Annotated in this window: 20 protein-coding genes, 2 pseudogenes and 1 riboswitch; of the genes and pseudogenes, 6 read left to right on the top strand and 16 right to left on the bottom strand. The window is 68.9% G+C overall.

Features of this window, described 5'->3' with window-relative positions:
* Positions 1-57 precede the first annotated feature (57 nt).
* The 4 genes from ABXJ52_RS01040 to ABXJ52_RS01025 all read left to right on the top strand — a co-directional run bounded on the left by ABXJ52_RS01040 (position 58) and on the right by ABXJ52_RS01025 (position 4,603).
* Positions 58-984 (top strand): EamA family transporter, encoded by a 927-nt coding sequence (locus ABXJ52_RS01040; RefSeq protein WP_367038478.1) that lies wholly within the window; start codon positions 58-60, stop codon positions 982-984.
* A gap of 45 nt (positions 985-1,029) precedes the next feature.
* Positions 1,030-2,241 carry an MFS transporter gene (locus tag ABXJ52_RS01035; RefSeq protein WP_367038476.1) on the top strand — a complete coding sequence of 404 codons (1,212 nt, stop codon included), beginning with the start codon at positions 1,030-1,032 and terminating at the stop codon, positions 2,239-2,241.
* Positions 2,242-2,361: 120 nt separating this feature from the next.
* Complete coding sequence (locus tag ABXJ52_RS01030) at positions 2,362-3,438, top strand: hypothetical protein (RefSeq protein WP_367048727.1); 1,077 nt, start codon at positions 2,362-2,364, stop codon at positions 3,436-3,438.
* A gap of 355 nt (positions 3,439-3,793) precedes the next feature.
* Positions 3,794-4,603: an SDR family oxidoreductase gene (locus ABXJ52_RS01025; protein ID WP_367038474.1), complete on the top strand. Its 810-nt coding sequence runs from the start codon at positions 3,794-3,796 to the stop codon at positions 4,601-4,603.
* Positions 4,604-4,735: 132 nt separating this feature from the next.
* On the opposite strand, the pseudogene ABXJ52_RS01020 reads toward ABXJ52_RS01025, so the two are convergent.
* Positions 4,736-5,048 (bottom strand): annotated as a pseudogene (locus ABXJ52_RS01020) (hypothetical protein).
* Positions 5,049-5,122: 74 nt separating this feature from the next.
* On the opposite strand from ABXJ52_RS01020, the pseudogene ABXJ52_RS01015 reads away from it, so the two are divergent.
* Positions 5,123-5,443: pseudogene (locus tag ABXJ52_RS01015) on the top strand (phosphotransferase); the annotation flags it as partial.
* Between the two features lie 165 nt (positions 5,444-5,608).
* Here ABXJ52_RS01015 and ABXJ52_RS01010 read toward each other — a convergent pair.
* From ABXJ52_RS01010 to ABXJ52_RS01000, 3 genes are read right to left on the bottom strand one after another with little or no spacing between them, the layout of a single operon-like run.
* Complete coding sequence (locus tag ABXJ52_RS01010) at positions 5,609-6,229, bottom strand: dihydrofolate reductase family protein (protein ID WP_367038472.1); 621 nt, start codon at positions 6,227-6,229, stop codon at positions 5,609-5,611.
* Positions 6,229-6,735: an SRPBCC family protein gene (locus ABXJ52_RS01005; RefSeq protein ID WP_367038470.1), complete on the bottom strand. Its 507-nt coding sequence runs from the start codon at positions 6,733-6,735 to the stop codon at positions 6,229-6,231. The genes ABXJ52_RS01010 and ABXJ52_RS01005 overlap by 1 nt, the downstream gene beginning before the upstream one ends.
* 3 nt (positions 6,736-6,738) lie before the next feature.
* Positions 6,739-7,080 (bottom strand): metalloregulator ArsR/SmtB family transcription factor, encoded by a 342-nt coding sequence (locus tag ABXJ52_RS01000; RefSeq protein WP_367038468.1) that lies wholly within the window; start codon positions 7,078-7,080, stop codon positions 6,739-6,741.
* A gap of 229 nt (positions 7,081-7,309) precedes the next feature.
* On the opposite strand from ABXJ52_RS01000, the gene ABXJ52_RS00995 reads away from it, so the two are divergent.
* The gene (locus ABXJ52_RS00995) at positions 7,310-7,984 is read left to right on the top strand and encodes a LysE family translocator (protein WP_367038466.1); all 675 of its coding nucleotides are present in this window, start codon (positions 7,310-7,312) and stop codon (positions 7,982-7,984) included.
* A 56-nt stretch (positions 7,985-8,040) separates the two neighbouring features.
* Here ABXJ52_RS00995 and ABXJ52_RS00990 read toward each other — a convergent pair whose 3' ends face one another.
* From ABXJ52_RS00990 to ABXJ52_RS00935, 12 genes are all read right to left on the bottom strand, one after another.
* Positions 8,041-9,426, bottom strand: a complete 1,386-nt coding sequence (locus ABXJ52_RS00990; protein WP_367038464.1) for a cytosine permease — start codon at positions 9,424-9,426, stop codon at positions 8,041-8,043.
* The gene (gene tenA / locus ABXJ52_RS00985) at positions 9,423-10,112 is read right to left on the bottom strand and encodes a thiaminase II (RefSeq protein WP_367038462.1); all 690 of its coding nucleotides are present in this window, start codon (positions 10,110-10,112) and stop codon (positions 9,423-9,425) included. Before tenA ends, ABXJ52_RS00990 begins: the two co-directional genes overlap by 4 nt.
* A gap of 5 nt (positions 10,113-10,117) precedes the next feature.
* Positions 10,118-10,951, bottom strand: coding sequence for a bifunctional hydroxymethylpyrimidine kinase/phosphomethylpyrimidine kinase (gene thiD / locus ABXJ52_RS00980; RefSeq protein ID WP_367038460.1), 834 nt, complete (start codon positions 10,949-10,951; stop codon positions 10,118-10,120).
* Positions 10,948-11,586, bottom strand: a complete 639-nt coding sequence (thiE, locus tag ABXJ52_RS00975) for a thiamine phosphate synthase (protein ID WP_367038458.1) — start codon at positions 11,584-11,586, stop codon at positions 10,948-10,950. The genes thiD and thiE overlap by 4 nt, the downstream gene beginning before the upstream one ends.
* Before the next feature lie 305 nt (positions 11,587-11,891).
* The gene (gene thiM, locus ABXJ52_RS00970; protein WP_367038456.1) at positions 11,892-12,671 is read right to left on the bottom strand and encodes a hydroxyethylthiazole kinase; all 780 of its coding nucleotides are present in this window, start codon (positions 12,669-12,671) and stop codon (positions 11,892-11,894) included.
* Between the two features lie 47 nt (positions 12,672-12,718).
* Positions 12,719-12,844: riboswitch (TPP riboswitch) on the bottom strand.
* Positions 12,845-12,972: 128 nt separating this feature from the next.
* Positions 12,973-13,890 carry an AraC family transcriptional regulator gene (locus tag ABXJ52_RS00965; RefSeq protein ID WP_367038454.1) on the bottom strand — a complete coding sequence of 306 codons (918 nt, stop codon included), beginning with the start codon at positions 13,888-13,890 and terminating at the stop codon, positions 12,973-12,975.
* A gap of 70 nt (positions 13,891-13,960) precedes the next feature.
* Positions 13,961-14,887 (bottom strand): zinc-binding dehydrogenase, encoded by a 927-nt coding sequence (locus ABXJ52_RS00960; RefSeq protein WP_367038452.1) that lies wholly within the window; start codon positions 14,885-14,887, stop codon positions 13,961-13,963.
* Between the two features lie 164 nt (positions 14,888-15,051).
* Entirely contained in the window at positions 15,052-18,192 is a 3,141-nt protein-coding gene (locus ABXJ52_RS00955) for an alpha-mannosidase (RefSeq protein WP_367038450.1), read from the bottom strand.
* Between the two features lie 73 nt (positions 18,193-18,265).
* On the bottom strand, positions 18,266-19,444 hold the full coding sequence (locus ABXJ52_RS00950) for a glycoside hydrolase family 76 protein (protein WP_367038448.1): 1,179 nt from the start codon (positions 19,442-19,444) through the stop codon (positions 18,266-18,268).
* A 51-nt stretch (positions 19,445-19,495) separates the two neighbouring features.
* Positions 19,496-20,353, bottom strand: a complete 858-nt coding sequence (locus tag ABXJ52_RS00945) for a carbohydrate ABC transporter permease (RefSeq protein ID WP_367038447.1) — start codon at positions 20,351-20,353, stop codon at positions 19,496-19,498.
* Positions 20,354-20,355: 2 nt separating this feature from the next.
* On the bottom strand, positions 20,356-21,315 hold the full coding sequence (locus ABXJ52_RS00940) for a sugar ABC transporter permease (protein WP_367038445.1): 960 nt from the start codon (positions 21,313-21,315) through the stop codon (positions 20,356-20,358).
* Positions 21,312-22,625, bottom strand: a complete 1,314-nt coding sequence (locus ABXJ52_RS00935) for an extracellular solute-binding protein (RefSeq protein WP_367038443.1) — start codon at positions 22,623-22,625, stop codon at positions 21,312-21,314. The genes ABXJ52_RS00940 and ABXJ52_RS00935 overlap by 4 nt, the downstream gene beginning before the upstream one ends.
* Between the last annotated feature and the right edge of the window lie 225 nt (positions 22,626-22,850).

Below are 22,850 nucleotides of genomic sequence, written 5' to 3'. Positions count from 1 at the left end.
GGCCGGACGGACGGACTACGGGAGCCAAGTGGTTCCCCCGAGGGATGTGAGAACGAGATGAAGAACAGACAGAATCTGCTCACCGCGGCCCTGACCGGTCTTGCTCCGGCGGTCTGGGGCAGCACCTACCTGGTGACCACCGAGCTGCTGCCCCCGAACCGGCCGCTCCTGGCGACCACCATGCGGGCCCTGCCCGGCGGTCTGGTCCTGCTGGCCTTCGGCCGGAAGCTTCCCGTCGGCGTCTGGTGGTGGCGCGCGCTGGTGCTCGGTGTTCTGAACATCGGCGCCTTCAACTTCCTGCTCTTCGTGGCGGCCTACCGGCTGCCGGGCGGTATCGCCGCCGTGGTCATGTCGGCGCAACCCGTGTTCGTCGTCATCCTCGCCTCCCTCTTCCTCGGCGAGAGGATCAGACTCGTCCACGCCCTGGCCTGCGTCATGGGCACCGGGGGCGTGATGTTGCTCGTCTTCAGGGGCGCGACGTCGCTCGACACCATCGGGCTCGTCGCCGCGGTCGGCGGAGCACTGTGCATGGCTTCGGGCATCACACTGACCAAGCGGTGGGGCCGGCCGGAAGGTGTCGGCCTGCTCACGTTCACGGGGTGGCAACTCACGGCGGGCGGTCTGGTCCTGCTGCCGTTCTGGCTGGCGCTGGAAGACCTTCCCGACGGCCTCACCGGCTCCAACGTCATCGGCTTCGCCTACCTCATCACTCTGGGGGCGGTCCTGAGCTACGTCGTCTGGTTCCGAGGCATCGAACGCCTGCCGACCGTGGCGGTCTCCTTCCTCGCGCTGGGCAGCCCGGTCGTGGCAACCCTGCTGGGCTACCTCGTCAAGGACCAGACGCTGTCCGCCCTCCAGGTCATCGGAATGGCCGTCATCTTCCTGGCGGTCGTGCTGGGCCAGCCGCGCCCGCCCGAACCGAAGCCCGAGGAGACGCCCTCGGCTCCACCCTCCACCACGGTCTCGCGGACGCCGGCGCCGTGAGGCATTCGCGTACCACGCACGTCTGACCACATCCGGAGAGATGACATGACCACTCAAGAAGAGACCAACACCCCCGTCACGCCACAGAAGCAGATGTCCCCGAACCGGGCATGGCTGGGCGTGGCTGCCATCACCGCCAGTCTGTTCGTCTTCCTCACCACCGAACTGATGCCGATCGGCCTGCTCACCCCGCTCAGCGCAAGCCTCGGAGTCTCCGTGGGATCGGTCGGCCTGATGGTTACGGCGCAGGGTTTGGCGGCAGGTCTCGGTGTGCCGTTCATCGTGGCATGGACCCGGCGCGTCAACCGGCGCCGACTGCTGACCACACTGCTGGCCGTCCTGGCCGTCGGTAACCTGATCACCTCGATCGCCCCGAACTACCCGCTCATCCTGGGCACCCGCCTGATCATGGGATTCGCCAGCGGCGTCTTCTGGGCCATCGGCGTCAGCATGGCCATGCGCATCGTCCCCGAGCAGCACGCCAACCGGGCCGCCGCCGTCGTGATGTCCGGAATCTCGATCGCCACCGTCGTCGGCATCCCGCTCGGCACCCTGCTCGAGAGCGCCATCGACTGGCGCACCACCTTCCTGATCTGGGCCGGCCTCAGCGCTCTGGTGTTCCTCGCGGTCGCCTTCACGATCCCATCGCTGCCGTCGGCCAACGCGGTCTCGGTCCGCGAGGTCTTCGAGCTGCCGGTCAAGAACGTGCCGCTACGGGTGGTGCTGGTCATGGTCGTCTTCTTCGTCCTCGGCCACTTCGGTGCCTACACCTTCGTCCGTCCCTACCTCGAGGAACGTACGTCCGCCACCGTCGGCTTCATCACCGTCGTCCTCATCGTCTTCGGTATCGGCGGCGCGATCGGCAACTTCATCGGCGGCCAGAGCGTCAGCAAGAGCCTGCGGGGCAGCTTCATCGTGGGCGGCCTCATCATGATCGCCGTCCTCGTCATGCTGCTGACCATCGGCACGAACGACATCGGCGTGATCGCCGCCATGGTCCTGTGGGGCCTCGCCTTCGGCGTCGTCCAGCTCAGCCAGATCAACATGACGCTCTCGGCGGCCCCCGAGACCTTCGAGGCCGCGATGTCGCTCAACACCATGGCCTACAACACCTGCATCGCCCTGGGCGCCCTCATCGGCGGCCTGTTCGCCGACCACGTGGGTGTCACGAGCGTCGTCTGGTTCGGCATCGTCCTGGTCGCTCTCGCCGTGATCCTCCGCGCCTCGACGGGACGCCGGACCACGCCGACCAGCTGACCCGGGCGAATGGCCGCTGCCAGCACCGTGGCCAAGTCGGTGGAGGGTGTGGCTGGTTGGGTGTTGCGGGGGGTCGAGGTGGCAAGGGGAGTGTCAGTGGCTGGTGACAGGATGACCGGCATGAGTTTCGTACGTACCACTCCGCCGCGGCCTGTAGAGGTGAGCGCGGTCTTTCCCGAGCTGGCTCCGCTGGCGCGACCTGCCATCCGGCTGCATCCGCGTCCGGGAACGCCTTCTGTCGGGGACAGCTCGGTCGGCGGGCCGTTGATGTGGCCGGCGGGGGAGCCGTGGCCGCACTGCGCGGACGCGCACCTGCATGTGGACACGGGGTTTCGCGAGTCACCGACCGAAGTGCGGCTCGCGAGACGCCTGCGGTCCCGATGGCGTCCAGATGACCAACGTCCCGCGCTCACGCCCGAGGAGGCAGCCCTCAGTGCGCGCAATGCCGCGTGGCTCGCCGAACGCTACGAAGCGAGCCCTCCATGGCCCGCCGATTGCCCGGTCCCGATGCTGCCCGTGGCTCAGCTGTTCCTGCGTGACATAGCCCTGCTGCGACCGCCCGGGCAGGCCGATCTGCTTCAGGTTCTCTGGTGCCCGTACGAGCACGAACCGCATTACAAGCCGGCGACCGCCCTGTTCTGGCGGTCGGCCGCGGAGATCGTCGACATCCTCACCACACCACCAGAGCCGTACGAGGCGGACTATCCGGGTTACGTGCCAGAGCCGTGCGTGCTGGCGCCGGAAGCGATCACGGAGTACCCCAACATCCTGGATCTGAGCCCGGAACTGCAGCGGATGCTGGAGGACTGGAACAGGTGGCAGGCAGCCGGCGCCGACGTGGATGTCTCCTACGCGCAGAATCCGCGCGAGCTCTATTCCCTTCATCTGGGCAACGCCCCGGGCTGGAAGGTCGGCGGCTGGCCCCCGTGGGGCCGCACCGACCCCTACCGCCGGTACTGCTCGGTGTGCGAAGCGCAGATGGCCCCGCTCCTGACGATCGCCTCCCGGGAGTGGGACGGCGGCGCAGGGCGCAACTGGGCGCCGCAGGAAGACCAGGCCGCCGCCCTCGCCGGCTCTAACTACCCCGGGCAGAATCCCTCGCAGCCGACGGGGGTGGAAGTAGGCAGCACGGACAACATGCAGATCTACGTCTGCCCGACCTCCCCGGAGCATCCACACACCGATCTGATCCAGTGAACGGGGGAGGGCTGCTCGACCCGAGAAGGGGCTTCGGCGTGAACGGGACGAGCAGACCGCCGTCCTCGCGGGCGTAGCGAATGTCTGCCGATGCCGCGCCCCGAGTGCTCGTGTCCAGGGTGATGACCTGGGGGTAGGGCGCCCGCCCCCGCATCCTCCAGTGCGATATTTCCGCTGATTGTTTCATCGTTGCCGGTCCGGGTTACGCGAGGCGGGTGATCGCTTTTCGTCTCCGCTGGAGGTTTGCCTGATGACTGACGCACACGAGGGTCGCCCGGGCCGGCCCGGGGCGGGCGCTGAGCCCACGCCGCCGTACACCTTCGAGCGGCAGCAGAGACCTGGGCTGGAGTCTCGGATGTCGACGCCGCCGCGCTATATGGCTCCCGACTATCGCGGGGCGGACAAGCTCCGGGACAAGGTGGCCTTGATCACCGGCGGCGACTCGGGCATCGGCCGGTCCGTGGCGGTGCTGTGTGCGCGTGAAGGCGCAGACGTGGCCATCGTCTACCTGCCGGAGGAGCAGGAGGACGCCGAACAGACGCGCAAGGTCGTCGAATCCGAAGGCCGACGGTGCCTGCTGATACCCGGCGACTTGTGTGACCCCGACTTCTGCCGACAGGCCGTGGAGACGACCGTGCAGACGCTGGGCGGACTCAACATTCTGGTCAGCAACGCAGCGCGCCTCAACAGCCAGAACAGCCTGGAGGACTTGAACTTCGAGGAGTTCGACCTGGCCTTCAAAACGAACGTCTACGCCTACTTCCACCTGGTGCTGGCTTCTCTGCCTCACCTGGGACGGGGAGATGCGATCATCGCGACGGCCTCGGAGGAAGGTCTCAAGGGCAGCGACATGATGATGGACTACGCCGCGTCGAAGGCCGCGCAAATCATCTTCACGAAGTCCATCGCCTCCCACCTGGCCAAGCGCGGAATCCGGGCGAACGTGGTGGCCCCCGGCCCGACATGGACCGTCCTGAACGTCGCGGGACAGCGGTTTCCCGACGACTATCTCGAAAAGAATCTCGCAGCAGCGGACCCGATGGGCCGCGCCGCCCAGCCGGAGGAGCTCGCGCCTGCCTACGTCTACCTGGCCTCGGAAGCCGATTCCAGTTACGTCATCGGGGAGACCATCGCGGTGACGGGAGGCATGACGGACAGCCGCTGAAATCTCGCCGCGGCTCGTTGCGTGGGTAGAGAGGCCGCGCCCTTGCAGGCAGCTCTACTATCGCGTTGCAGACGGCGAGGCCCCCTAGGCCTGCTTCGGAGCCCGCGACCGGAGTGTGTGCGCACGCACCTTTCAGCGCGGCGGTTCGCGGCGGCGTGGCTCCGGAGCGGCTTCGAGGCGTACGAAGGGGATGGACTTCCCCGCTTCCCGGAACCTCGCCTCACTCCCGTCAACATCCAAGCCCATGAAGGCGCAGAGGCGGCGGGCGAGCCGCGGGCGCCTGGAGGCGTAGCAGGCCATGATCGCCCCGCCCTCCTCGGGGCATCCTCCCGCCGAAGAGCGGGCCGAGCCCTGCGCTGTACAGGCGCAGCGGCAGCCGGGCCAGGAACCGCCGCCATCCGACGGGCAGCCGAGGATGTTCCCGCGTCGAGAATGCGTCCTTCATCGCCGTCCTTCGTCAGGTCGGGAAGCGCAGGCGGTTCGGTGGGCCCCAATTAGATAACGGGGGCGGTGTAGTTGGCCGACGTGATGAGCCATGGGGACTTGATCCCGGGCAATGTACTGGTCGCGGGAGACCGTCTCAGCGGCGTACTCGACACCGGCGGTTTCGGCCCGGCCGACCCCGCGCTGGATCTGGTCAGCGCCTGGCACCTGTTGCAGCCAGGCCCGCGGGAAGTGCTCCGGCGGGTACTGGGCTGTGACGATCTGGAGTGGGAGCGCGGCAAGGCATGGGCGTTCCAACAGGCGATGGGTCTTGTCTGGTACTACGTCGGGAGTAACCGGACGATGAGCGGAATGGGGCGCCGGACCCTCGATCGCATCCTGGAGTCGATGGAGTGAACTCGCCCCGGTTATTGGTCGTAGCAGAGACAGCAGAGACAGCAGAGACAGCAGAGACAGCAGAGACGATCGCCTCTCTGCACCTCATCGACCGGTCGACGATCCGACGGCGGTGACAGCCCAGCGAGCGGCTGGATACGAACCCTCCCCGGGCGGGCAGGAGCGTTACCGCTCCCGGACGGTGTAGGTCAGGTGCGTCACCCGTGGGGAGGGCTCCGCGCGGATCTGCTTCAGAGCCACGCGGCCCGCGTCCACGCCCTCGAACAGGCGGATTCCGGAGCTGAACAGCACGGGTGACAAGGCGATCGAGAACTCGTCGACCAAGCCCGCGTTCACGTACTCCAGGATCGTCGCGCCTCCTCCCGCGATACGGACGTCGCGGTCGCCGGCGGCCGCGCGGGCCTGATCGAGGGCGGCCTCGATGCCGTCGTTGACGAAGTGGAAGGTGGTCCCGCCGGGCCGCTCCCAGGGGTCACGCTTCTCGTGCGTCACGACGAACACCGGCGTGTGGAACGGCGCCTCCTGCGGCCACATCTGCTCCCCGGCGTCGAACATGCGCTTGCCCATCACGCTCGCGCCGGTGCGCTCGAACGTTTCGCGCACGATGTCGTTGTCGCGCCCCTCCTCGCCGCCCGCGCCGAGCTTCAGATTCTCCCGGAAGAACCGCTGCGGGAAGACCCACTGCTGCAGCTCCATCCACTGCTTTCCCATCAACTCCTCGGGGGAATCGGGCGCGATGAAACCGTCCAGCGACATCGACACGCTGAAGAAGACCTTCCCGGTCATCAGTCCTCAGCTCCCTTCGAAACGGTCTCGGTGACGTAGGCAGCCAGGTTGTTCAGGGTCTGCCGGCCGGCTTCGATCGCGTGGTACTTCTCGACCGCCTCGTCGCGCTGCTCCTTGGTGGGGAACAGCGTGTGCATCTCGATCCGGGTCGCCGCGCCGTCGCGTTCGAACGTCAGCACCGACTCGAAGGCGTTGGGGTCGTCGCGGGCCTCACCGTGGAGCATCGCGATCCGTTCCGGCGGGGCGATCGCGGTCCAGGTGATCCACTCCTGGTAGTCCGTCCCGTCCGGGCCGTGCATCACGAAGTCCCACGCTCCGCCGACGCGGAACTCGAACGCCCGCGTGGTGGTGGTGAACCCCTCCGGCCCCCACCACCGCGACAGGTGCCGCACCTCGGTGAAGGCCTCGAACACCAACTCCCGCGGGGCGTCGATGATCCGGGAGATGACCGTCTCCCGGTCGGCTGTCGCCGACTGCGTCGGCGTTCCTGGTCCTGTCGCACTCATGAGCTACTCCGCTTTCCTTGTCTGCTTCAGGTCCTGCACGTAGGCGTCCAGTCGGTCGAAGCTCTCGTTCCAGAACTGCTCGAAACCGCCGGTCCACTCGTGGACGGACCGCAGCCCGCCGGCGTCAAGGCCGTACAGACGCTGCTTGCCTGCCTTGCGATCGCGCACCAGCCCGACCTCCCGGAGCACCCGCAGGTGTTTGGACGCCCCCGGCTGGGTCATCTCCAGCTCCTGGGCCACCTCGGTCACCGACCGCTCACCCGCCCGCAGCAACACCAAAATCTCCCGGCGCTGCGGCTCGGCGATCGCGTTGAAGACGTCCGACGTCGTCGCTGCTCGTGCCATGGACAAAATCATATGCCGATATCGGCATGCGTCAAGCCGTCGGGGTTGGAGGTGCCAAAGGGCTTCTCTTTGCTGGCGGCAGAGTCCGTTCCCGAGATCTTGTGCCTGCCCACGTCGTCAGCGGGTACAGGAGACCCGGAGTTCGTGGCACGCCCCAGCGGTCTGAAACCTGGACTGGAAACTTCCACCTCCGCGGCGTGCAGGCTGTGGGCCGACGAACGGAGAACGGATGTCAGTCGACCTCATCGGTTTCCTCGGCGTGGTGCTGGTTGCCTACGTGGTCCCAGGGCCGGACTTCTTGGTGGTACTCCGCTCAGCAGCCGAGCATCCGTCCAAAGGCCGGGCGGCAGCGCTGGGCGCCCAGGCCGGGCTGTGCGTGCACATGCTCGCCGCAGCCGTCGGCCTGTCCGTGATCGCCGCCCACTCACCCGTGGTGTACGACTCCATCAAATTCCTGGGCTGCGCCTACCTCGTCTACCTGGGCGTACGGGCGGTGCTCGCCGCGCGGCGCAGCGCCCGGGAGCACGCCGCCGCAGGTCCCGGACAGAGCGAAAGCCCGTACGCCGCCGCACAGGACGCGCCGGGGCAACCGCAGTCGGCCGCCGTGCGGTGGCGCCCCAGCTTCACCCAGGGATTTCTCACCAACGTACTCAACCCCAAGGCGGCCTTGTTCTTCCTCAGTATCCTGCCGCAGTTCGTCAACGGAGGCGGCTCCAGGACCCAGGAGATCTTCTTCCTGGGGATCCTGGACGTCCTCATCGGGGTCGGCTACTGGTTCGCCCTGGTCGCGGGCGCCGTGCGGCTACGCACCCTGCTGGCCCGGCCGAAGATCCGCCACCGCTGGGAACTGACCACCGGCTGGCTGTTCATCGCCATCGGCGTCGGCGTCGCCGCAGCAGCCTGAGCACTTGGGAGACGACCGGCGGAGACCGCAGCCGTTCCCACCGTCAACCCCGAAGCCTATGCCGTGACGCGCCGACGCCTGCGGCCCACAGCGAGGGTGGCGAGCGCAGCTACCGCGAAGGAGAGCAGGGAAGCACTCATCCATGGTTGGACGGTGAGGCCCACGGTGTCCTGCAGCCAGGCCCAGAAGTCGGACCAGCCGGCGATGTTCGTGGGTGCGATCAGTTGGTAGGTGGCGAAGCCGAGTGTCCAGGGCAGGAGCATGACCCAGCGGGTGGGGGCCTGTTCGGAGACGTCCCAGGTGCGGTGGCCGCCGAGTACGAAGAAGTCCACGACGAGGACGGCGAACATCGGGATGAAGACCGCGCCGATCAGGTAGAGGAAGCTGGCGTAGCTGTCCATGTTCACCAGGAGTGCCAGGGCGGTGGCCAGCGTGCCGCTGATCAGGCACAGGACGCGGCGGTCCGCCCGGGGGAGCAGGTTCTGGGCGGACACGGCGGTGGAGTAGACGTTGGCGAAGGACTGGTCGACCTCGCGCAGGACCAGGACCCCGAAGCAGATCACGCCGACGCTGGTGGCGGTGAAGGGGTCGAAGACCTTGTACGGGTCGGTGCTGTCGAACGCGATCATCGATAGGGCGGCCACGCCGAGGACCGAGCCCGCGACGCCCGCGAGGGTCTGGCCGATGACCAGGCCACCGAACGCCGCTTTCTCGCTGCGGGAGTGCCGCGAGTAGTCGGCGACCAACGGCAGCCAGGAGATCGACACGGCGATCACGCTGTCGGCGGCGAACCAGAAGTCCTTCCAGGAGCCGCCCTCCATCGGGATCCCGCGGCCGGCCAGGTCCCAGCCCAGGTAGCCGATGGCCAGGACGACGGCGATGGTGACGTAGCGGCGGATGATGCGAAGGGCGCCGAGCGGGCGCAGCGTGAGCGCTGTGGTCACCGCGCCCGCGACGAGCACGTACAGCCAGCCGGGACCCGGTTCGCCGAAGGCCTGGCTTGCCAGGATCTTCAAGCCGGTGGAGATGACCACCAGCTCGAAGACGGCCCAGCCGACCATCTGGAGCACGTTGAGGACGGTGGGCAGGTAGGACGCCTTCGCGCCGAACAGGCCGCGCAGCAGCACCATCGAGGGCGCGCCGGTGCGGGCCCCGGTGATGGCGGCGAGGCCGAGGGCGGCGGTGCCGATCAGGGTGCCGACGACGGACGCGGTGACGGCGGCGGCGAACGACAAGGTCGGACTGCCGGTGCCCAGCGGGTCGAGGACGACCAGCATGCCGCTGAACCCGAGCAGGCTGACGCCCAGGTTGGCCCAGAAGGTGCCTTGGTCAAGGCCGGTCAGGACCTTGGGGGTTGGCTGGTCGAGGGTGAGCGGCGCCTCGTTCGCCGGGGCTGTGGCCGGGTCCGGTGTCGAAGTACTGGGGTCGGTGGTGATCGTCACTTCGCAGGCTCCGAAACCTGGGCAGGAGCGAGGTCGAAGGGCCAGGACTCCACACGCCAGGCGGCGTCCCAGAACATCCACTCCCAGGTGGACGCGGTGGTGAAGGCCGTTCGCATGCGTGCGCGGGTGGCCGGGTCGGCCTGGTCGGCGAGCCGGTTGACGATCTGTCGGGCGTGTTCGGTGGCGGCCTCGAACTCGTCGTCGGCGTACGTGCCGATCCAGTCTCCGTACGGATGGACGGCGAGGTCACCGGCCTGCTCGAGCAGTGCCCGGCCCACCTCGGCGTAGATCCAGAAGCAGGGCAGGACCGCGGCGGCCAGCTCCGGGTAGCCCTGGGTGTGGGCGACGGAGAGCAGGTAGGAGGTGTAGCCGGTGCAGGTGGGGGAGGGGGTCCAGGCATCGACGTCGACGACGTTGGTCTCGTGCAGGGAGCTTTCGACGGCGACGGCGTCGTGGGCGGACTTCGCGAAGAACGCGATGTCCTGATGCTGGTCCGCCTTCGCGGCGGCGCCGGCCAGCGCGCGGGCGTAGCCGCGCAGGTAGTGGGCGTCCTGGGCCAGGTAGTAGACGAACTTCTCCCGGTCCAGGGTGCCGTCGCCGAGGCCGGTGACGAACGGCAGCTTGTCGATGGCCGTACGTATCTCGGCCGTGGCCGTCCACAGCTCGTCGCAGAACGTCGTGGTCATGGTGCTCAGCTCCAGTACTGGTGAAAGTGGTGGACGGGGCCGTGGCCGTGCCCGACGCGCAGGGTGTCGGCCGCACGCAGGGCCCCGGTCAGGTAGTCCTTCGCGGCGCGGACAGCGGTCTGCCAGTCGTCGCTCCGGGGGCGAAGGGCGGCGATCGCGGCGGAGAGGGTGCAGCCGGTGCCATGGGTGTTCCGCGTGTTCACGCGAGGTGCGGACAGCTCGGTGACGCTCGTGCCAGGGGCGTCTGTGGCATGCGCGGCGTCGACGAGGATGTCGACGGACTCGGCGTCGTGTGTGTGGTGGCCGCCCTTGAGGAGGACGCGCGTGGCGCCGGTCTCGAGGAGGGCGCGGGCCTGTTCGAGGGCCTCGGTGCGGTTCGTTGCGGAGGCGGCGCCGAGGAGGTCGCCGGCCTCGGGGAGATTCGGGGTGATGAGATCGGCGAGCGGCAGGAGACGCTCGCGCAGCACCGTCACCGCATCGGCCTCGAGGAGGCGGTGACCGCTGGTCGAGACCATGACGGGGTCGAGGACGACGTACCGGGGGCGGTGCCGCTCCAGAGCGTCCGCGACGGCTGCGGCGATGGCGGCGTCGGCCAGCATCCCGATCTTGACGGCGTCCACCGCCACATCGGCGAACAGCGTGTCGAGCTGCTCGGTGACGAACTCCGGCGGGACGGCGTGGATGCCGGTGACGCCCCGGGTGTTCTGTGCGGTCAGGGCGGTCAGAACTGCCGTTCCGTACGCGCCGTTCGCGGAGAACGCCTTCAGGTCGGCTTGGATCCCGGCGCCGCCGGAGGGGTCACTGGCGGCGATGCTGAGGGCGATGGGCGGGCTGGTCACGCGGAGACCTCCGGTCGCAGGGTGCGGACGAGGGAACGGGCCGCGGTCTCGGGGTCGGGCTGCCCGCAGACCGCGCTGACGACAGCGATCCCGGCCGCGCCGCTTCCCCTGACCGCGGCGGCCTCGGACACGCCGATCCCGCCGATGGCCACGCAGGGCAGCGGGCTCTCCCGGACGATGCGGGCCAAGCCGCCCAGACCGAGCGGGGCGTCCGCGTCCGGCTTGGTGGCCTGCGGGAACACCGGACCGACACCGAGGTGATCGACGGCATCGGGTACGTGCGCCAGCTGCTCGGGACGGCTGACGGACAGGCCGACGTACGCGTACGGGCCGAGCTGGTGCCTGGCGGTCGTGGGGGAGACGTCCCGCTGCCCGAGGTGGATGCCGTCCGCGCCCAGCCAGACCGCCACGTCCAGGCGGTCATTGACGATCAAGGGGACGCCGGTGTCCGCGAGTTCGGCCTGGATCGACCGGCCGAGCGCGCACAGCGTGCGGTCGTCGGCGTCCGGATCGCGCAACTGGACAGCGGTGACACCGCCCTTGACGGCGGCTGCCACGGTGGCGGCTACGCCGCGGTCGCCGCAGAGCCGGGTGTCGGTGACGAGATACAGGGACAGGTCGAGTGGTGGTCGCATGGGTGCTCCTTGGGGTCTCCCGGCCGGGGGAGGGCGTGGGGGCGTGGGAGACGCATCGGGAGGTGCTGGGAAAGAGGTGCTGGGGAAAGAGGTGTAGGGAAAGGGGAGGGCACCTGACATGCAGGAACCTTGAGTTATCCACAGGGGTGGGGGTGTGTGTCCGAGAGGGCTGGCAGACTTGGTGTTGGGGTCGCCCCCCTGGGCGGGCGGGGGCTGATCAGCGGCTGATTAGCGGCTGATCAGCCGCTGACATCCAGGCCGACCGCCCACCGCAAAACCCCGCGACATCCCCAACACCCGCGAGCTCAACGCAGGTTGAGAGCCTCGGTGAGCCGGTCCGGGCTGAGCTCGTGCAGCGCGTCGATCAGTGCGACCGCGAACGTGCCGGGACCCGTCGAGCGGGTGGCGGCGGTTTCCGCGGCCACCGTGAGCAGGCCCGTCGCGGCAGTGGCGGCCAGCAGCGCGTCGCCGGTGACGGCTGTGCAAGCGGCCACCAGGGCGCCGAGGGAGCAGCCGGTTCCCGTCACCAGGGGCAGCAGCGGATGCCCATTGGTCACGCGCACCACTCGCGTCCCGTCGGTGAGGACGTCCTCCGGTCCGCTCACGGCGACCGTGCAGCCGTAGCGTCGGCTCAGCGCGCCGGCCGCGGCCAGCGCCGCTTCGGGGGCGTCCGTGCTGTCCACGCCGCGCCCGCCCGCGCCGCCGCCGTCCAGCGCCAGGATCTCGGATGGGTTACCGCGGACGACCGCCGGGGGTGCGCTCTCCAGGAGTTCGTGGGCGAGCTCGGTGCGCCAGGGCAGCGGGCCGACCGCCACCGGGTCGAGCACCCACGGGCGCCCGGCCCCGGCCGCTTCCTTGACCGCGACGCGCATCGCCTCAGCCGTCACGGAGGTCACCGTCCCCAGGTTGACCAGGACGCCTCCGGCCACTCGGGCCAGTGCTCCGGCCTCCTCCGCGCTGTGCACCATCGCGGGGGCGGCCCCCGCCGCGAGCAGCACGTTCGCGGTGAACTGCGACACCACGACGTTGGTCAGGCAGTGCACAAGGGGTGCGGAGGTCCGCACCGACGCGATCACGTCCGCCACAGCAGCACGGGAAACGGCAGGGCCGTTCCGGGCAGGTATGGAGGCACTCTCCATCGTCAACACCCTTCCTACGCCGGCATTACCCGGTCCAGGTTCATGCGGTCGGCGGAAAGGGGATCAAGTCCCGTCCGCCCTCTCAGCCCGGCTACTCCCGAGCTCCCGCGGTGGTCACCACGCAATGTACCTCCTCCGGGAACACGAGTTCGCACTCGGGGCTCCGCTCGGCTCGACAGAGCGGGGGCGGGTGCCGGACTTCGGGTGGTGCGGCCAAGTGACGCCGGTCGTCGTCGCCTGCGTGCGATCACTCGCGAAGTCGAGAGCGATACTCACCCGGGGCCGCACCTCGGGCACGTCGGAAGGCGCGGCTGAAGGCGTGCGGAGAGCCGTATCCGACCGCGCCGGAGATCGACTCGACCGGCTCATCGGTGTCGCGGAGCCGGACGGACGCCAGATCGATGCGCCACTGCGTCACGTACGCGCCCGGCGTCTGCCCGAGGGCGGATCGGAAACGCCTGGACAGCGTCGCCCGGGAAACGCTCGTCGCGGCGGCCAGGGTCTCCGTGGTCCAGGGGTGCCCCGGGCGGGCGTGCACGCAGGCCAGAGCCTCGCGCACGACCGGATCACGCATCGCTCCCAGCCATGAGCCGGACCGCTCCTGCGGGTGGCGGGCCAGCCAGGCGCGTACGAACTGGACGAGCAGCAGGTCGACGATGCTGTTGACGGCGGCGGTGGTGCCGATCTGCGGCTGTGCGAGCTCCGCGGCGAGAAGTTCGACGGTTCTTCTGAGCTGGGCGTTCTCCCGGGCCGTGACGTGCATCGGCCGAGCGAGAGAGGTGAGCACCGGTGTGCGCACCTCCGCGTCCTGCTCGTAGCGCAGCACGATCACCTCCGTCTGCACCGGCGCCGAGCCCAGCCGCAGGGCCCGGCCGTCGCGCAAGGACCGGGCCGCCGCCTCACGGTCGCAGGAACCCATCGTCACGCCGGCGCCCCCGGCTATCCCGTGAGCGGTGCCCGGCGACACCAGGACGGCGTCTCCGGCCTGTACCTGAAGTGGTTTCTCGCCTGGGACGTGGAGCCACATGGTGCCGCGGGACACCACATGCAGTGCCGCTCCTGGAGAGGAGTCCAGCCGCAGGCCCCAGGTTCCTCCGGCCTTCAGCACGACCCCGAGCGCCCCACGCGCACCGGAAACACGCAAGACCTCCGCCAGCACATCCATGGGTCCATTCTCGTCCACTGCCGCGAACCGCCCACCAGCGGGCGAGACACATGTGTCCTGTTCCCCAGCCTCAGGCCACGTCGAGAACGACCTTTCCGTGCACCTTCCGCGCGAACAGCGCTTGGACGGCGTCGTCCACGTCCTGCCAGCCGCCTCGCAGTCCGACGGGTGCCGAGAGCCTCCCGGCGGCCATGAGGCCCAGCAGCTCCGTCAACTCCCCGCTGGTCGGCGTCATGTCGCCGAAGGTGGCGATGCTGCGGGGTTCGCCGAAGCCGAACAAGGCCCCTGCCGGGAAGGTGGTTTCCTGCCCTGAGGAGTAACCGACCAGGTGGATGGTGCCGCCCTCGGCGAGGGAATTCCACGCCTGGGCCACCAGCGGCCCGCCGACCGTGTCCAGGACAAGGTCGAACCGGCCCCCGGTCTCGGCCAGTTCGGCCAGTGCGGCCAGTTCGGTCAGGACTTTGTCGGCCCCGAGTTCGCGGAGCCCGGCGGCCCGCTCCGGCGAACCGACGAGTGCCGTCACCCGGGCGCCCGCCAGCGCCGCCAGTTGGACGGCGAAGTGCCCAACACCCCCGCTGGCGCCGGTGATCAGCACGTCGCGCGCCAACAGGGAACGCTTGCGCAGCACCCGCAGTGCGGTGACTCCGGCGATCCCCAGCGCGGCGGCGTCGGCCAGGTCCACGCCCTTGGGCACGGTGCCGAGCGAGGCGGGGCTGACCGCCACCCGCTCCGCCCATGCGTGGGGAGCCATTCCCACTGCGACGCGCGTACCTTCGGGCGGCCCCGAGCCGTCGGACGCGGCGCGCACCACGACGCCGGCGGCGTCGTGTCCGTGCACGGCGCCGGCCGGCCACTGGTGTACGTAATTCAGCTCTCCGAAGTTGAGACCGATGTGCCGTACCTCCACCAACGCCTCACCGGTGGACGGTACGGGCTCATCGACATCGGCGAACCGTATGGGTCCGGCCTCACTGTGATCGACCACAAGGGCTCGCATAGGGGGTGTGTCTCCTCTCGCGGGGGTGCGCCTGAACACTCGGCGCGGCGGCGGATCGAGTGCGCACATGCCGCACCACCGCCTTCTCAAAACCCTATGCAGGCCCCGGACAGCGAACAGCCCCGTGAGAATCGTTCAGTTGACGATCTGTGTCAGTGCGGGCCTCACGGGATGTCCGTTGTCGTCAGCGATACGGCTGTGGTGCCGAGTCGAGGCACAGGTACTGGCAGGGAGCCATCCGCGTCGGCATGCAGTGTGGTGCTCTCCTTGCCGAGGTAGTCGGCCAATTTCGTCCCGTCAGCGATAGGGAAGCCCGGCGTGAGCCGGCAGGTGACGGACTCCTCGGCGAAGGACTGCAAGCGCACCAGTAGACGTCCCGGCGCCGGGACGGTCAGACCGACGATCCGTACGCGGGGGTCGTCGAGGGTCAGTAGCGCGTAGGACGCGCTGGGGTCGGCTTCGGCTGCCCGCAGGGCCCGTACGGCGACCAGGGGCCGGCTGCCGACGGCGGCCGTGCGCATGCCGAGGACGGCGCCGCCGATGGCCGGCGTGTCCTGCCACCCGATGCTGTACCGGAAGACATGGTCAAACGCCTGCTGCGAGGGGAAGTTGGTGTCCCAGATGTTGTTGTGGACCCAGGAGAACACCGTTCCTGGTTCCTCCTGAGCCAGGGACTGCGGGTACGGCACGTAGGGGATGGCGATCCCACCGATCTGGATCAGCGGCGCGTCCTGTGTGGCCAACGCCGCGCTCACGCCCTCCTCTTGAAGGCTGACCCAGCGGCGTACCGCCCGCATGTGCTGGGCCGAGCCGGGCACCGTGGGCAGTCCCGTACCGGTGACTCCGCCGGTCGCTTCCATCCGGACGACCGGGGACCGCATCGCGAACGGGAAGGCGAAGAACGCACTCTCCTTGGTCAGTGTCGGGGCCTTGTCGATGCGGTTCTCCAGGTCGATCCGTGCGCTTGCGCGCGGCAGATGGACCTTGACCCGCAGCCGTCGGGTACCGGCCGGGGCGCATTCGTAGACCAGCGTCTCGCCCGTCGCGTCCGTGGTGCGTTCCAGCAGGGCCGCGGGGGGTGCCGTCTGCCGGGTGGCCAGCAGATGCATGGAGTCGTCCGCCGTCGTCTTGCTCGACTGGTGATTGAATCCGCCGGCGGTCGCGTACTCGTCGTAGAGGTAGCCGTTGAAGCCGACGGTGGCGTCCTGGCGGACCAGCTCGGCTCCGGTCCGCTTGTCCAGGATCGAGTCGATGCACGCGGACTTGAGGTCTACGTGGACGCGCAGGTACTCGTTCTCCAGCACCGTGGAAGCGGCTGCGGGAGCGTTGCCTTCCGTCGATCGTCCGGCCGAGCCGGCGGACAGTTCGGCCGAGTCGGCGGGCGCGGGCTCGATGTCGACGCGTACCGCTCCATGGGCCGGTACGTCGGGCAGCCTGAACAGCAGGAAGCGGCCGGCAGCCCGGTGTAGTTCGTTGCTCTGCGCTTCCTCGGTCGCCTCCAGCACATTGCCGTCGCGCGAATCGACGACCTGGACGGGCGCGTCGAGGGGGACGGTGCTCTCCGGGAGGAAGAGCCGTACGGCCTCGGACCGGTCCCAGCTGCATGTGTTGACGACGTAGTAACCGGCGAGTGTCCCTTCGCGCGGTGCCAGCACATCCCCCAGCGCCGTGCTCGCGGCGTCGCGGAGTGTCTGCGCCCCGTCGTGGGCGTTGAGGGCCTGCGCGTACTTCCAGTGCCACTGGCGCTCGCCCGAGGCGTGGCCGTGGTCGCCGTGGGTCCACGGGTCGCCGGCGCCCCAGGTGTGCTCGTTGAACAGGGAGGCCGACCGGTAGACCTCGGGTGCGGCTTCGGTGATCCGGGCCCCGCCCGGCGCTCCCAGGACCAGTGCGTGGCCCGCGAGAGTCTGCGCGTCGGCGAGCGCCGCCTGGCCGTCGCGGGTGGCCGCCAGCGGCACGGCACCCGCGCCGACACCGTCGACCCACCAGTCCGTCCAGTCGCCCTCGAACGTCTCGAGCCGGTCGCCGAGCCGTTCCTCCGCGTCCGTGAAGAAGTCCTCGTTGCGTGAGGTGCGCAGGACGGGAAAGGCCCATTCCTCGTTCCACCGGCGTACGGTGTCCGCGATGATGCGGCGTGGAGGACCGTTGTCGGCGAACTTGCCCAGGACCCGCAGGTGCAGGATGTCCCACGGGTAGGGGTCGCTCTTGAACTCCTCGTCCAGGATGGGGAATCCCGGGATCCCCCGGCCTTCGTGCGGGTATTGGTGGTTCGCCAGCGCGGAGAGGTAGTGGGGCAACAGGTCGTCGACGCGGTCGAAGGATTCGTCGAAGCCGAGGATGGACCCCTCCATGTAGGCGAGGCCGTGCGGTGTGTCCGTGCGCCACACCAGTACTTCCCGTCCGCTCGGTGCCCGCCAACGGAACAGGCGCGGCAGATGCTCTCCCCCGACGTGGTGCGGTACGGCGCGTCCTGCCCAGTTGTGGGCGACCGAGAGATAGCGGATCCCGCTGTCCGTCAGGACGTCGGGCAGGCCGACGACCTGTCCCGGTACGTCCGTCTGCATGGCCGTGGTGACATCGATTCCGTGCTGGGCGCGCAACTCCCGTATGGGGCGCAGCAGTTCGTGGAGCTCGTCGGTGGAGCACGTCTCGGTGTGGAGGTTGAAGGGCATCGCGGCCAGTTCGATGCGTCCCTCGCGGACACGGTCCAGGAATTCCGCGACCTGGCGCGTGGGCCGGTTCTGTGACCAGTTCTCGTAGCTGAAGAAGCCCTCGACCGCCCAGCGGAATTTCGACTCGTCCGGCCAGTCGTCCGTGGTCCGGCACAGTTCGAGCAGGGAGTCGAGGTACTTGCGTCCCTCGGCGAGCACGGTGCTCTGGGGGTCTGTGTAGCCGATGTCCAGGTGTGCGTGCTGGACCAGGTGGAGCGTCCAGTGGCGCTGGGGGGTCAGCAGGACCTCGATGGTCTCCCCCTCGGCCAGCTCGGGCAGCTCGACCAGGACGGGAGTGGGAGCGTCGACTTCCGGGACCAGCAGGCGCGTAGCCGCACCCGGCCCGGCGAGGACGTCGCACCGCAGCGCGCTTCCGGCGATGGTGGTGACGCGGGCGCGGGTGAGCGGCCGGGGCGCCGTCACGCGGACGGACTGGAGCAAGCCGCCTGTGCCGTCGTGGCGGAGGAGAGGTTCGCAGGAGAACCTGATCCGGTGTCCTGCGAGGAGACCCTCGGAGGACACCGCGCGTTCGCGCAGGATGTCTCGGGCCATGTTCGAGTCCCACCAGGAGGGACGGGCAAGTGCGGGGCGGGGCATGGAAGAGATCTCCACTCGTGTTGGTGCCTGGGGTGCTGCGCGAGGGTGTGAGGTGGCGAGGGCTCGGGACGGTTCAGGAGTGGTCGGTGGCGAGCCCGGCGAAGATCTGGATCATCGCGGACTGGTGGAGGGTTTCGGCCTGTGCGTCCGGGGCGTGGTCGCCGCCGCCGGAGGGCTGGAAGCGGAAAAGACCGTCGGCGGGCGTCCGGTTCTCCCGCCAGGTCTGCTCGGCGTAGGCGGCGGCCACCTTGCGGTACTCGCTGTTGGGCCGTACTTCGTCGAGGATGCGGAGGTTGTCGAAGTAGAAGGCGTTGAAGATGGCCGGTTGGTCGTGCAGCCGGTCGTCCTTCTTCCAGTACGCGAGGGAGCCGTTGGCGTCCTCGACAGCCCGGTCGAGGTAGCGGCGCTCCCCGGTGGCGCGGTAGAGCGTGGTCGCGGTCCCGATCATCGCGCCGGAGTTGTAGGACCACAGTGTCTTGTTGACGGTGCCGTCGTCGTCGCGGCTGTTGTTGTACAGGCCGGGGGACTGGCGCAGGCACGACCAGTTCCACTCGTACCACTTCTTGGCGCTCGCGAGGTACCGGTCGTCGCGCTCGATGGCGTAGAGCTCTGCGGCCAGTTGGGCGGACAGGCCTGTGACGTTCGCGGCGCGCATGTAGTTGTTCGCGGAGTCGACCCAGTGCATGCCGCCCGCGCACGGCTTGGCCGGGTCCGTGTCCCATGCCCGGGTGACGACGCGGTAGGTCTCCGCTGCCCGATCGAGGTAGAGCTTCCTTCCGGTCGCCCGGTACTGGTCGAGGAAGCTGAGTCCGACTACGGCGTTGTCGTCGTAGAAGACGTCGCCGCCTTGTCCGAGCGGGGCAGGCAGGTAGGAGTCGTATCCGGGCCTGTTGTCGCGGGGGTTGAAGTAGAGCCGCAGTGTCTCGAAGCGCTCGGCCGCGTCGCGGTCGTAGCGGGCGCCGGTACGCGGCAGTTCGGACATGTCGACGGTGGCGGCCGCCGCCTCGCGCAGGGGCCAGATGTACGAGTGCGGGTTCTCCTCCTGCGTACGCGGCGTCTTCTCCAGGTACAGGCCGTGCTCCTTGGGGCCCTGGTAGAGGTGCCGCTGCAGGGAGTCGTAGCCGGCCTGGGCGCGGTGGGCCCAGGTGGAGGGGGTGGTCTCCTTGTCGTTTCCGGCTGCGGCGGCGGGGCTCGCCCACAGCGCTCCGGAGAGGACGGCGAGGGCCAGTGCGGCGTGTACGGGTGTCTTCACCAGGGTCTGCCTTTCGGGAAGGTGGAACGGTGAGCGGAGGCCGAGCTGCGGTCAGCCGTGCAGCTTGAGGCTGCTGACGAAGAAGCGCTGCGCGGAGAAGAACAGGACGACGGTCGGCAGCGAGACCAGCAGCGCGCCGCCGAGCACGACCGGCGGCCCGACGCTGGAGTAGTTGCCCTGGAGTTCGGCCAGCGCGGCCATGACGGGGCGGATGTTGCTGCTGGTGGACAGCGTGATGCCGAACAGGAGGTCGTTCCAGACGGCGACGAACTGGAAGACGAAGGCGGCCACCATGGCGGACCGGGACAGCGGCACGTGGATCTGCCAGAAGATCCGCCACCATGAGGCACCGTCCATCCTTGCGGCCTCGATGATTTCCGGCGCGAGGGTCAGCGCGAAGTTGCGCATGATGAAGTACGCGAACGGGATGGCGATGGCCACGTACACCAGGAACAGCCCGAACTGGGCGTCGTAGAGGCCGGTGTCGGCGTAGGCCAGAAAGAGGGGGCGCAGGAAGACCTGGAGCGGCAGCAGGGTTCCGGAGTAGATCAGCCAGAACCACAGGGTCTTGTGCTTGACCGGCATGATGACGGTCGCGAAGGCGGCCGTGGTGGCCACCAGGATGGCGGCCGCGGCGCTGGTGACGGCGTAGAGGAGGCTGTTGCCCATGGCGGGGCCGAGGTCCGCCTGCGACCAGGCTTGCGACATGTTGTCGAAGAGGCCGAACCCCTGCGGCCACCAGTGGGGCGCGCCACCGTAGTCGGCGGACGGTACCAGGGCGTTGACGAGCAGCAGCCAGGTGGGCAGCGCCCACACCAGGGAGATGATCACCAGGGTCGTGTTGCGCACGATCCGGCCTGCCGTGGGCCGCGGCCGTGGGGCACTTCTGCGCGGGGTGCGAGTAGGCATGATCAGTTGCCTTTCGGAGTCAGCTGGCGCCGCAGGTACAGCCATGAGGCGAGGAGCACGATCGCGGTGAGGATGACCGCGACCGCCGCGCCTGCTCCGGGGTGCAGGGCGAGGAAGGTCTCCTGGTACATCGAGACCGCGAGCGTCTCCGACTGCCGGCCGGGCCCTCCCTGGGTGAGCACCCAGATCAGGTCGAAGGACTTGAGGCCGCCGACCAGGCTGGTCCCGACGACGATCACCGACACGGTCCGCAGCTGGGGCAGGACGACGTACCAGAACTTCCGCCAGCCCGCCGCACCGTCCAGGGAAGCGGCCTCCAGGGTCTCGGGCGGGATGGTCTGCAGTCCGACCAGGAAGAGGATCACCGCGACGCCCGCGGCCTGCCAGGTGTTGGCGATGATCATGACCAGTGTGTTGCCAGGCCATTCGAGGAGCCATCCCTGGGCGAAGGCATCGAGGCCGAACGCCTTGAGTACCTGGTTGGCGGCGCCGTCGGTGGTCAGGACGAAGTGCCACACCACCGCGACGGCTGATCCGGACAGGGCATAGGGAAGGACGACCAGCAGGCGGGCCACGCGAGACAATCCGCCGCTGTGCGTCAGCACCGCGATGGCCAGGCCAAGCACCATCGGGAGGGCGACTGAGCCGACCACCCACATCAAGGTGTTCTGGATCGACCGGGTCAGCGTCGGATCGTTGAGGAAGAGGAGGTAGTTGTCGAATTCGGCGAAGCCGGAGATGCGCCGGTCGTCGAAGAAGCTCCGGTAGACGGTGGTGGCGAACGGGAGCAGCAGCAGTGCGCCCACGAAGAGCACAGCAGGGGCCAGGAATCCGGTCGCGGCCAGTTTGCCCGTCAGCCGCCGGGGGCGGCGACGCGTGGGCGTGGGGGCTGACGGGTGCGGACCGGGGGAGGCATCCGGCCCGGGAAGCAGCGGTCGCCGTTGTTCGACGGAAGAACTCATGCTTCGTCCCTCTCCCACGCGGCCCATTCCTCCGCCGCCCGGCCGGCCATGCTGCGCAAGGTGGCCTGCGGGGAGGATGCGCCGGTCATGAAACTGCCCAGGTCATCGGTGTTTCCCTGGATGAGGTTGGGCGGGCCTGACTCGCCGTAGCGGGGAAGCTGTGCCCAACGTTCCTTGCGCGCGCGCTCTTTGAGGCTCGCCATCACCGGGTTGCCCGGCCGGGAGCGCGGATTGGCCGAGGCGTCCTGCAGGAAGTCGGTCCACACCTGCTGGACCTTCGGGTCGAGCCAGTGCGCCGCGTTGGCCATCGCCGCGTCGTGCGAAACGGCCTTGCGCGGGACGGCGAGAACACCGGACTCGGTGATCACGGAGCGCCGGGTGGATGATTCGACGGGAGGCAGAACGAAGGCGTCGAAGTCCGTGCCGGGCTTCATACCCGTGGCGGCGATCCCCTGCGACTGCCACGAGCCGTGCAGAAACATGCCGACGCGCCCTGACTTCAGCGCGGCAGGGCCGTTGTTCTGGTCGAAGTCCGCCGGCGTCATCCAGCCTTTGCGCATGAAGTCCTGCCAGATCTGCAGTGCCTTGTGCGCCTGCGGGTCGGTGTACTGCGCCTTCCCGCTGACCAGGTCCGCGTAGAAGTCGGGATCCACCTTGCTGACCAGCTCCTGGAACCACTCGTAGGCGGGCCAGTTGCCGGCCTGGGTCGCCACGAACGGGATGACTCCGGCCTTCTTCAGCACCTCGGCGTTGTGCAGCAGCTCGTCCCAGGTGTCAGGAGCGCGCAGACCGTGCTTGCGGAAGAGGGCCGTGTTGTAGAACAGCACGTAGTACGACTCGTAGAGGGGTATCCCGTAGACGGAGCCGCGGTAGGACATCGCCTCACGGGTCTGAGGGGTGACCCACTCCTTGTCCTCGTAGTCGGCCCATATCGAGGAGAGATCGCTGAGCTCACCGGTACGGGCCAGCGACTTGAGGAAGTAGCCCGAGGCCCACTTGATCATGTCGGTGGCCTTGGTCGTCTGCAGTGAGATTTGCGTGACCTGCTTGTACGACGTGGGGTTCGGGTTGGACAGCGGACGCAGCGCGTGACCGGTGAGCTTCTTGAGCTCCCGCCCGGCCGCGACATAGCCCCGGTCCCAGGTGGCGTTGTCGTTGGTGAGCGAGGTGGTCCCCGGCTGCACCGCGGTGCTGTCGCCGCGGGCGCAGCCGGCCAGCGCGACCGCGGCGCCCGCTCCGATGCCCGCGAGGACGCTGCGGCGGCCGAGCGGGTGGGGCGGCCACTGCGTCGCCCCGCCGATTGATCTCATGGGTGCCCTTCCCTGTGGATCCCGGACGGGATCCCTGGCTCTGGGGTGTGGTGGGTGAGAGGGCCTGACGCCCTCCGCGAGATCTCGCCGTACCGCACGGCATCGGCGGTTCGGATGGCCAGGATGTTAACGACACCATGAGGCCGAAACAAGACTCTGTTGCGGGAATCCGTCTGTGTGCCGTCCCTGGCAGCGGTTATGACTTGCCGCTGAGCATTCATCTTG

This window comes from Streptomyces sp. Je 1-332, from assembly GCF_040730185.1.
In the GTDB taxonomy this organism is placed as follows: domain Bacteria; phylum Actinomycetota; class Actinomycetes; order Streptomycetales; family Streptomycetaceae; genus Streptomyces.
The sequence above is the reverse complement of the archived record's forward strand: the minus strand, read 5'-3'. Positions and strand labels throughout refer to the sequence as shown.

Excerpts from the sequence above, each read along its gene's own strand:
- ABXJ52_RS01040 (WP_367038478.1), top strand. The coding sequence starts at position 58 with ATGAAGAACAGACAGAATCTGCTCACCGCGGCCCTGACCGGTCTTGCT.
- ABXJ52_RS01010 (WP_367038472.1), bottom strand. The coding sequence starts at position 6,229 with ATGACCGGGAAGGTCTTCTTCAGCGTGTCGATGTCGCTGGACGGTTTC.
- ABXJ52_RS01025 (WP_367038474.1), top strand. The coding sequence starts at position 3,794 with ATGTCGACGCCGCCGCGCTATATGGCTCCCGACTATCGCGGGGCGGAC.
- ABXJ52_RS00965 (WP_367038454.1), bottom strand. The coding sequence starts at position 13,890 with ATGGATGTGCTGGCGGAGGTCTTGCGTGTTTCCGGTGCGCGTGGGGCG.
- ABXJ52_RS01005 (WP_367038470.1), bottom strand. The coding sequence starts at position 6,735 with ATGAGTGCGACAGGACCAGGAACGCCGACGCAGTCGGCGACAGCCGAC.
- ABXJ52_RS00935 (WP_367038443.1), bottom strand. The coding sequence starts at position 22,625 with ATGAGATCAATCGGCGGGGCGACGCAGTGGCCGCCCCACCCGCTCGGC.
- tenA (WP_367038462.1), bottom strand. The coding sequence starts at position 10,112 with ATGACCACGACGTTCTGCGACGAGCTGTGGACGGCCACGGCCGAGATA.
- thiE (WP_367038458.1), bottom strand. The coding sequence starts at position 11,586 with ATGCGACCACCACTCGACCTGTCCCTGTATCTCGTCACCGACACCCGG.
- ABXJ52_RS00945 (WP_367038447.1), bottom strand. The coding sequence starts at position 20,353 with ATGCCTACTCGCACCCCGCGCAGAAGTGCCCCACGGCCGCGGCCCACG.
- ABXJ52_RS00955 (WP_367038450.1), bottom strand. The coding sequence starts at position 18,192 with ATGCCCCGCCCCGCACTTGCCCGTCCCTCCTGGTGGGACTCGAACATG.
- ABXJ52_RS01000 (WP_367038468.1), bottom strand. The coding sequence starts at position 7,080 with ATGGCACGAGCAGCGACGACGTCGGACGTCTTCAACGCGATCGCCGAG.
- ABXJ52_RS01035 (WP_367038476.1), top strand. The coding sequence starts at position 1,030 with ATGACCACTCAAGAAGAGACCAACACCCCCGTCACGCCACAGAAGCAG.
- ABXJ52_RS00960 (WP_367038452.1), bottom strand. The coding sequence starts at position 14,887 with ATGCGAGCCCTTGTGGTCGATCACAGTGAGGCCGGACCCATACGGTTC.
- ABXJ52_RS01030 (WP_367048727.1), top strand. The coding sequence starts at position 2,362 with ATGAGTTTCGTACGTACCACTCCGCCGCGGCCTGTAGAGGTGAGCGCG.
- ABXJ52_RS00995 (WP_367038466.1), top strand. The coding sequence starts at position 7,310 with ATGTCAGTCGACCTCATCGGTTTCCTCGGCGTGGTGCTGGTTGCCTAC.
- ABXJ52_RS00940 (WP_367038445.1), bottom strand. The coding sequence starts at position 21,315 with ATGAGTTCTTCCGTCGAACAACGGCGACCGCTGCTTCCCGGGCCGGAT.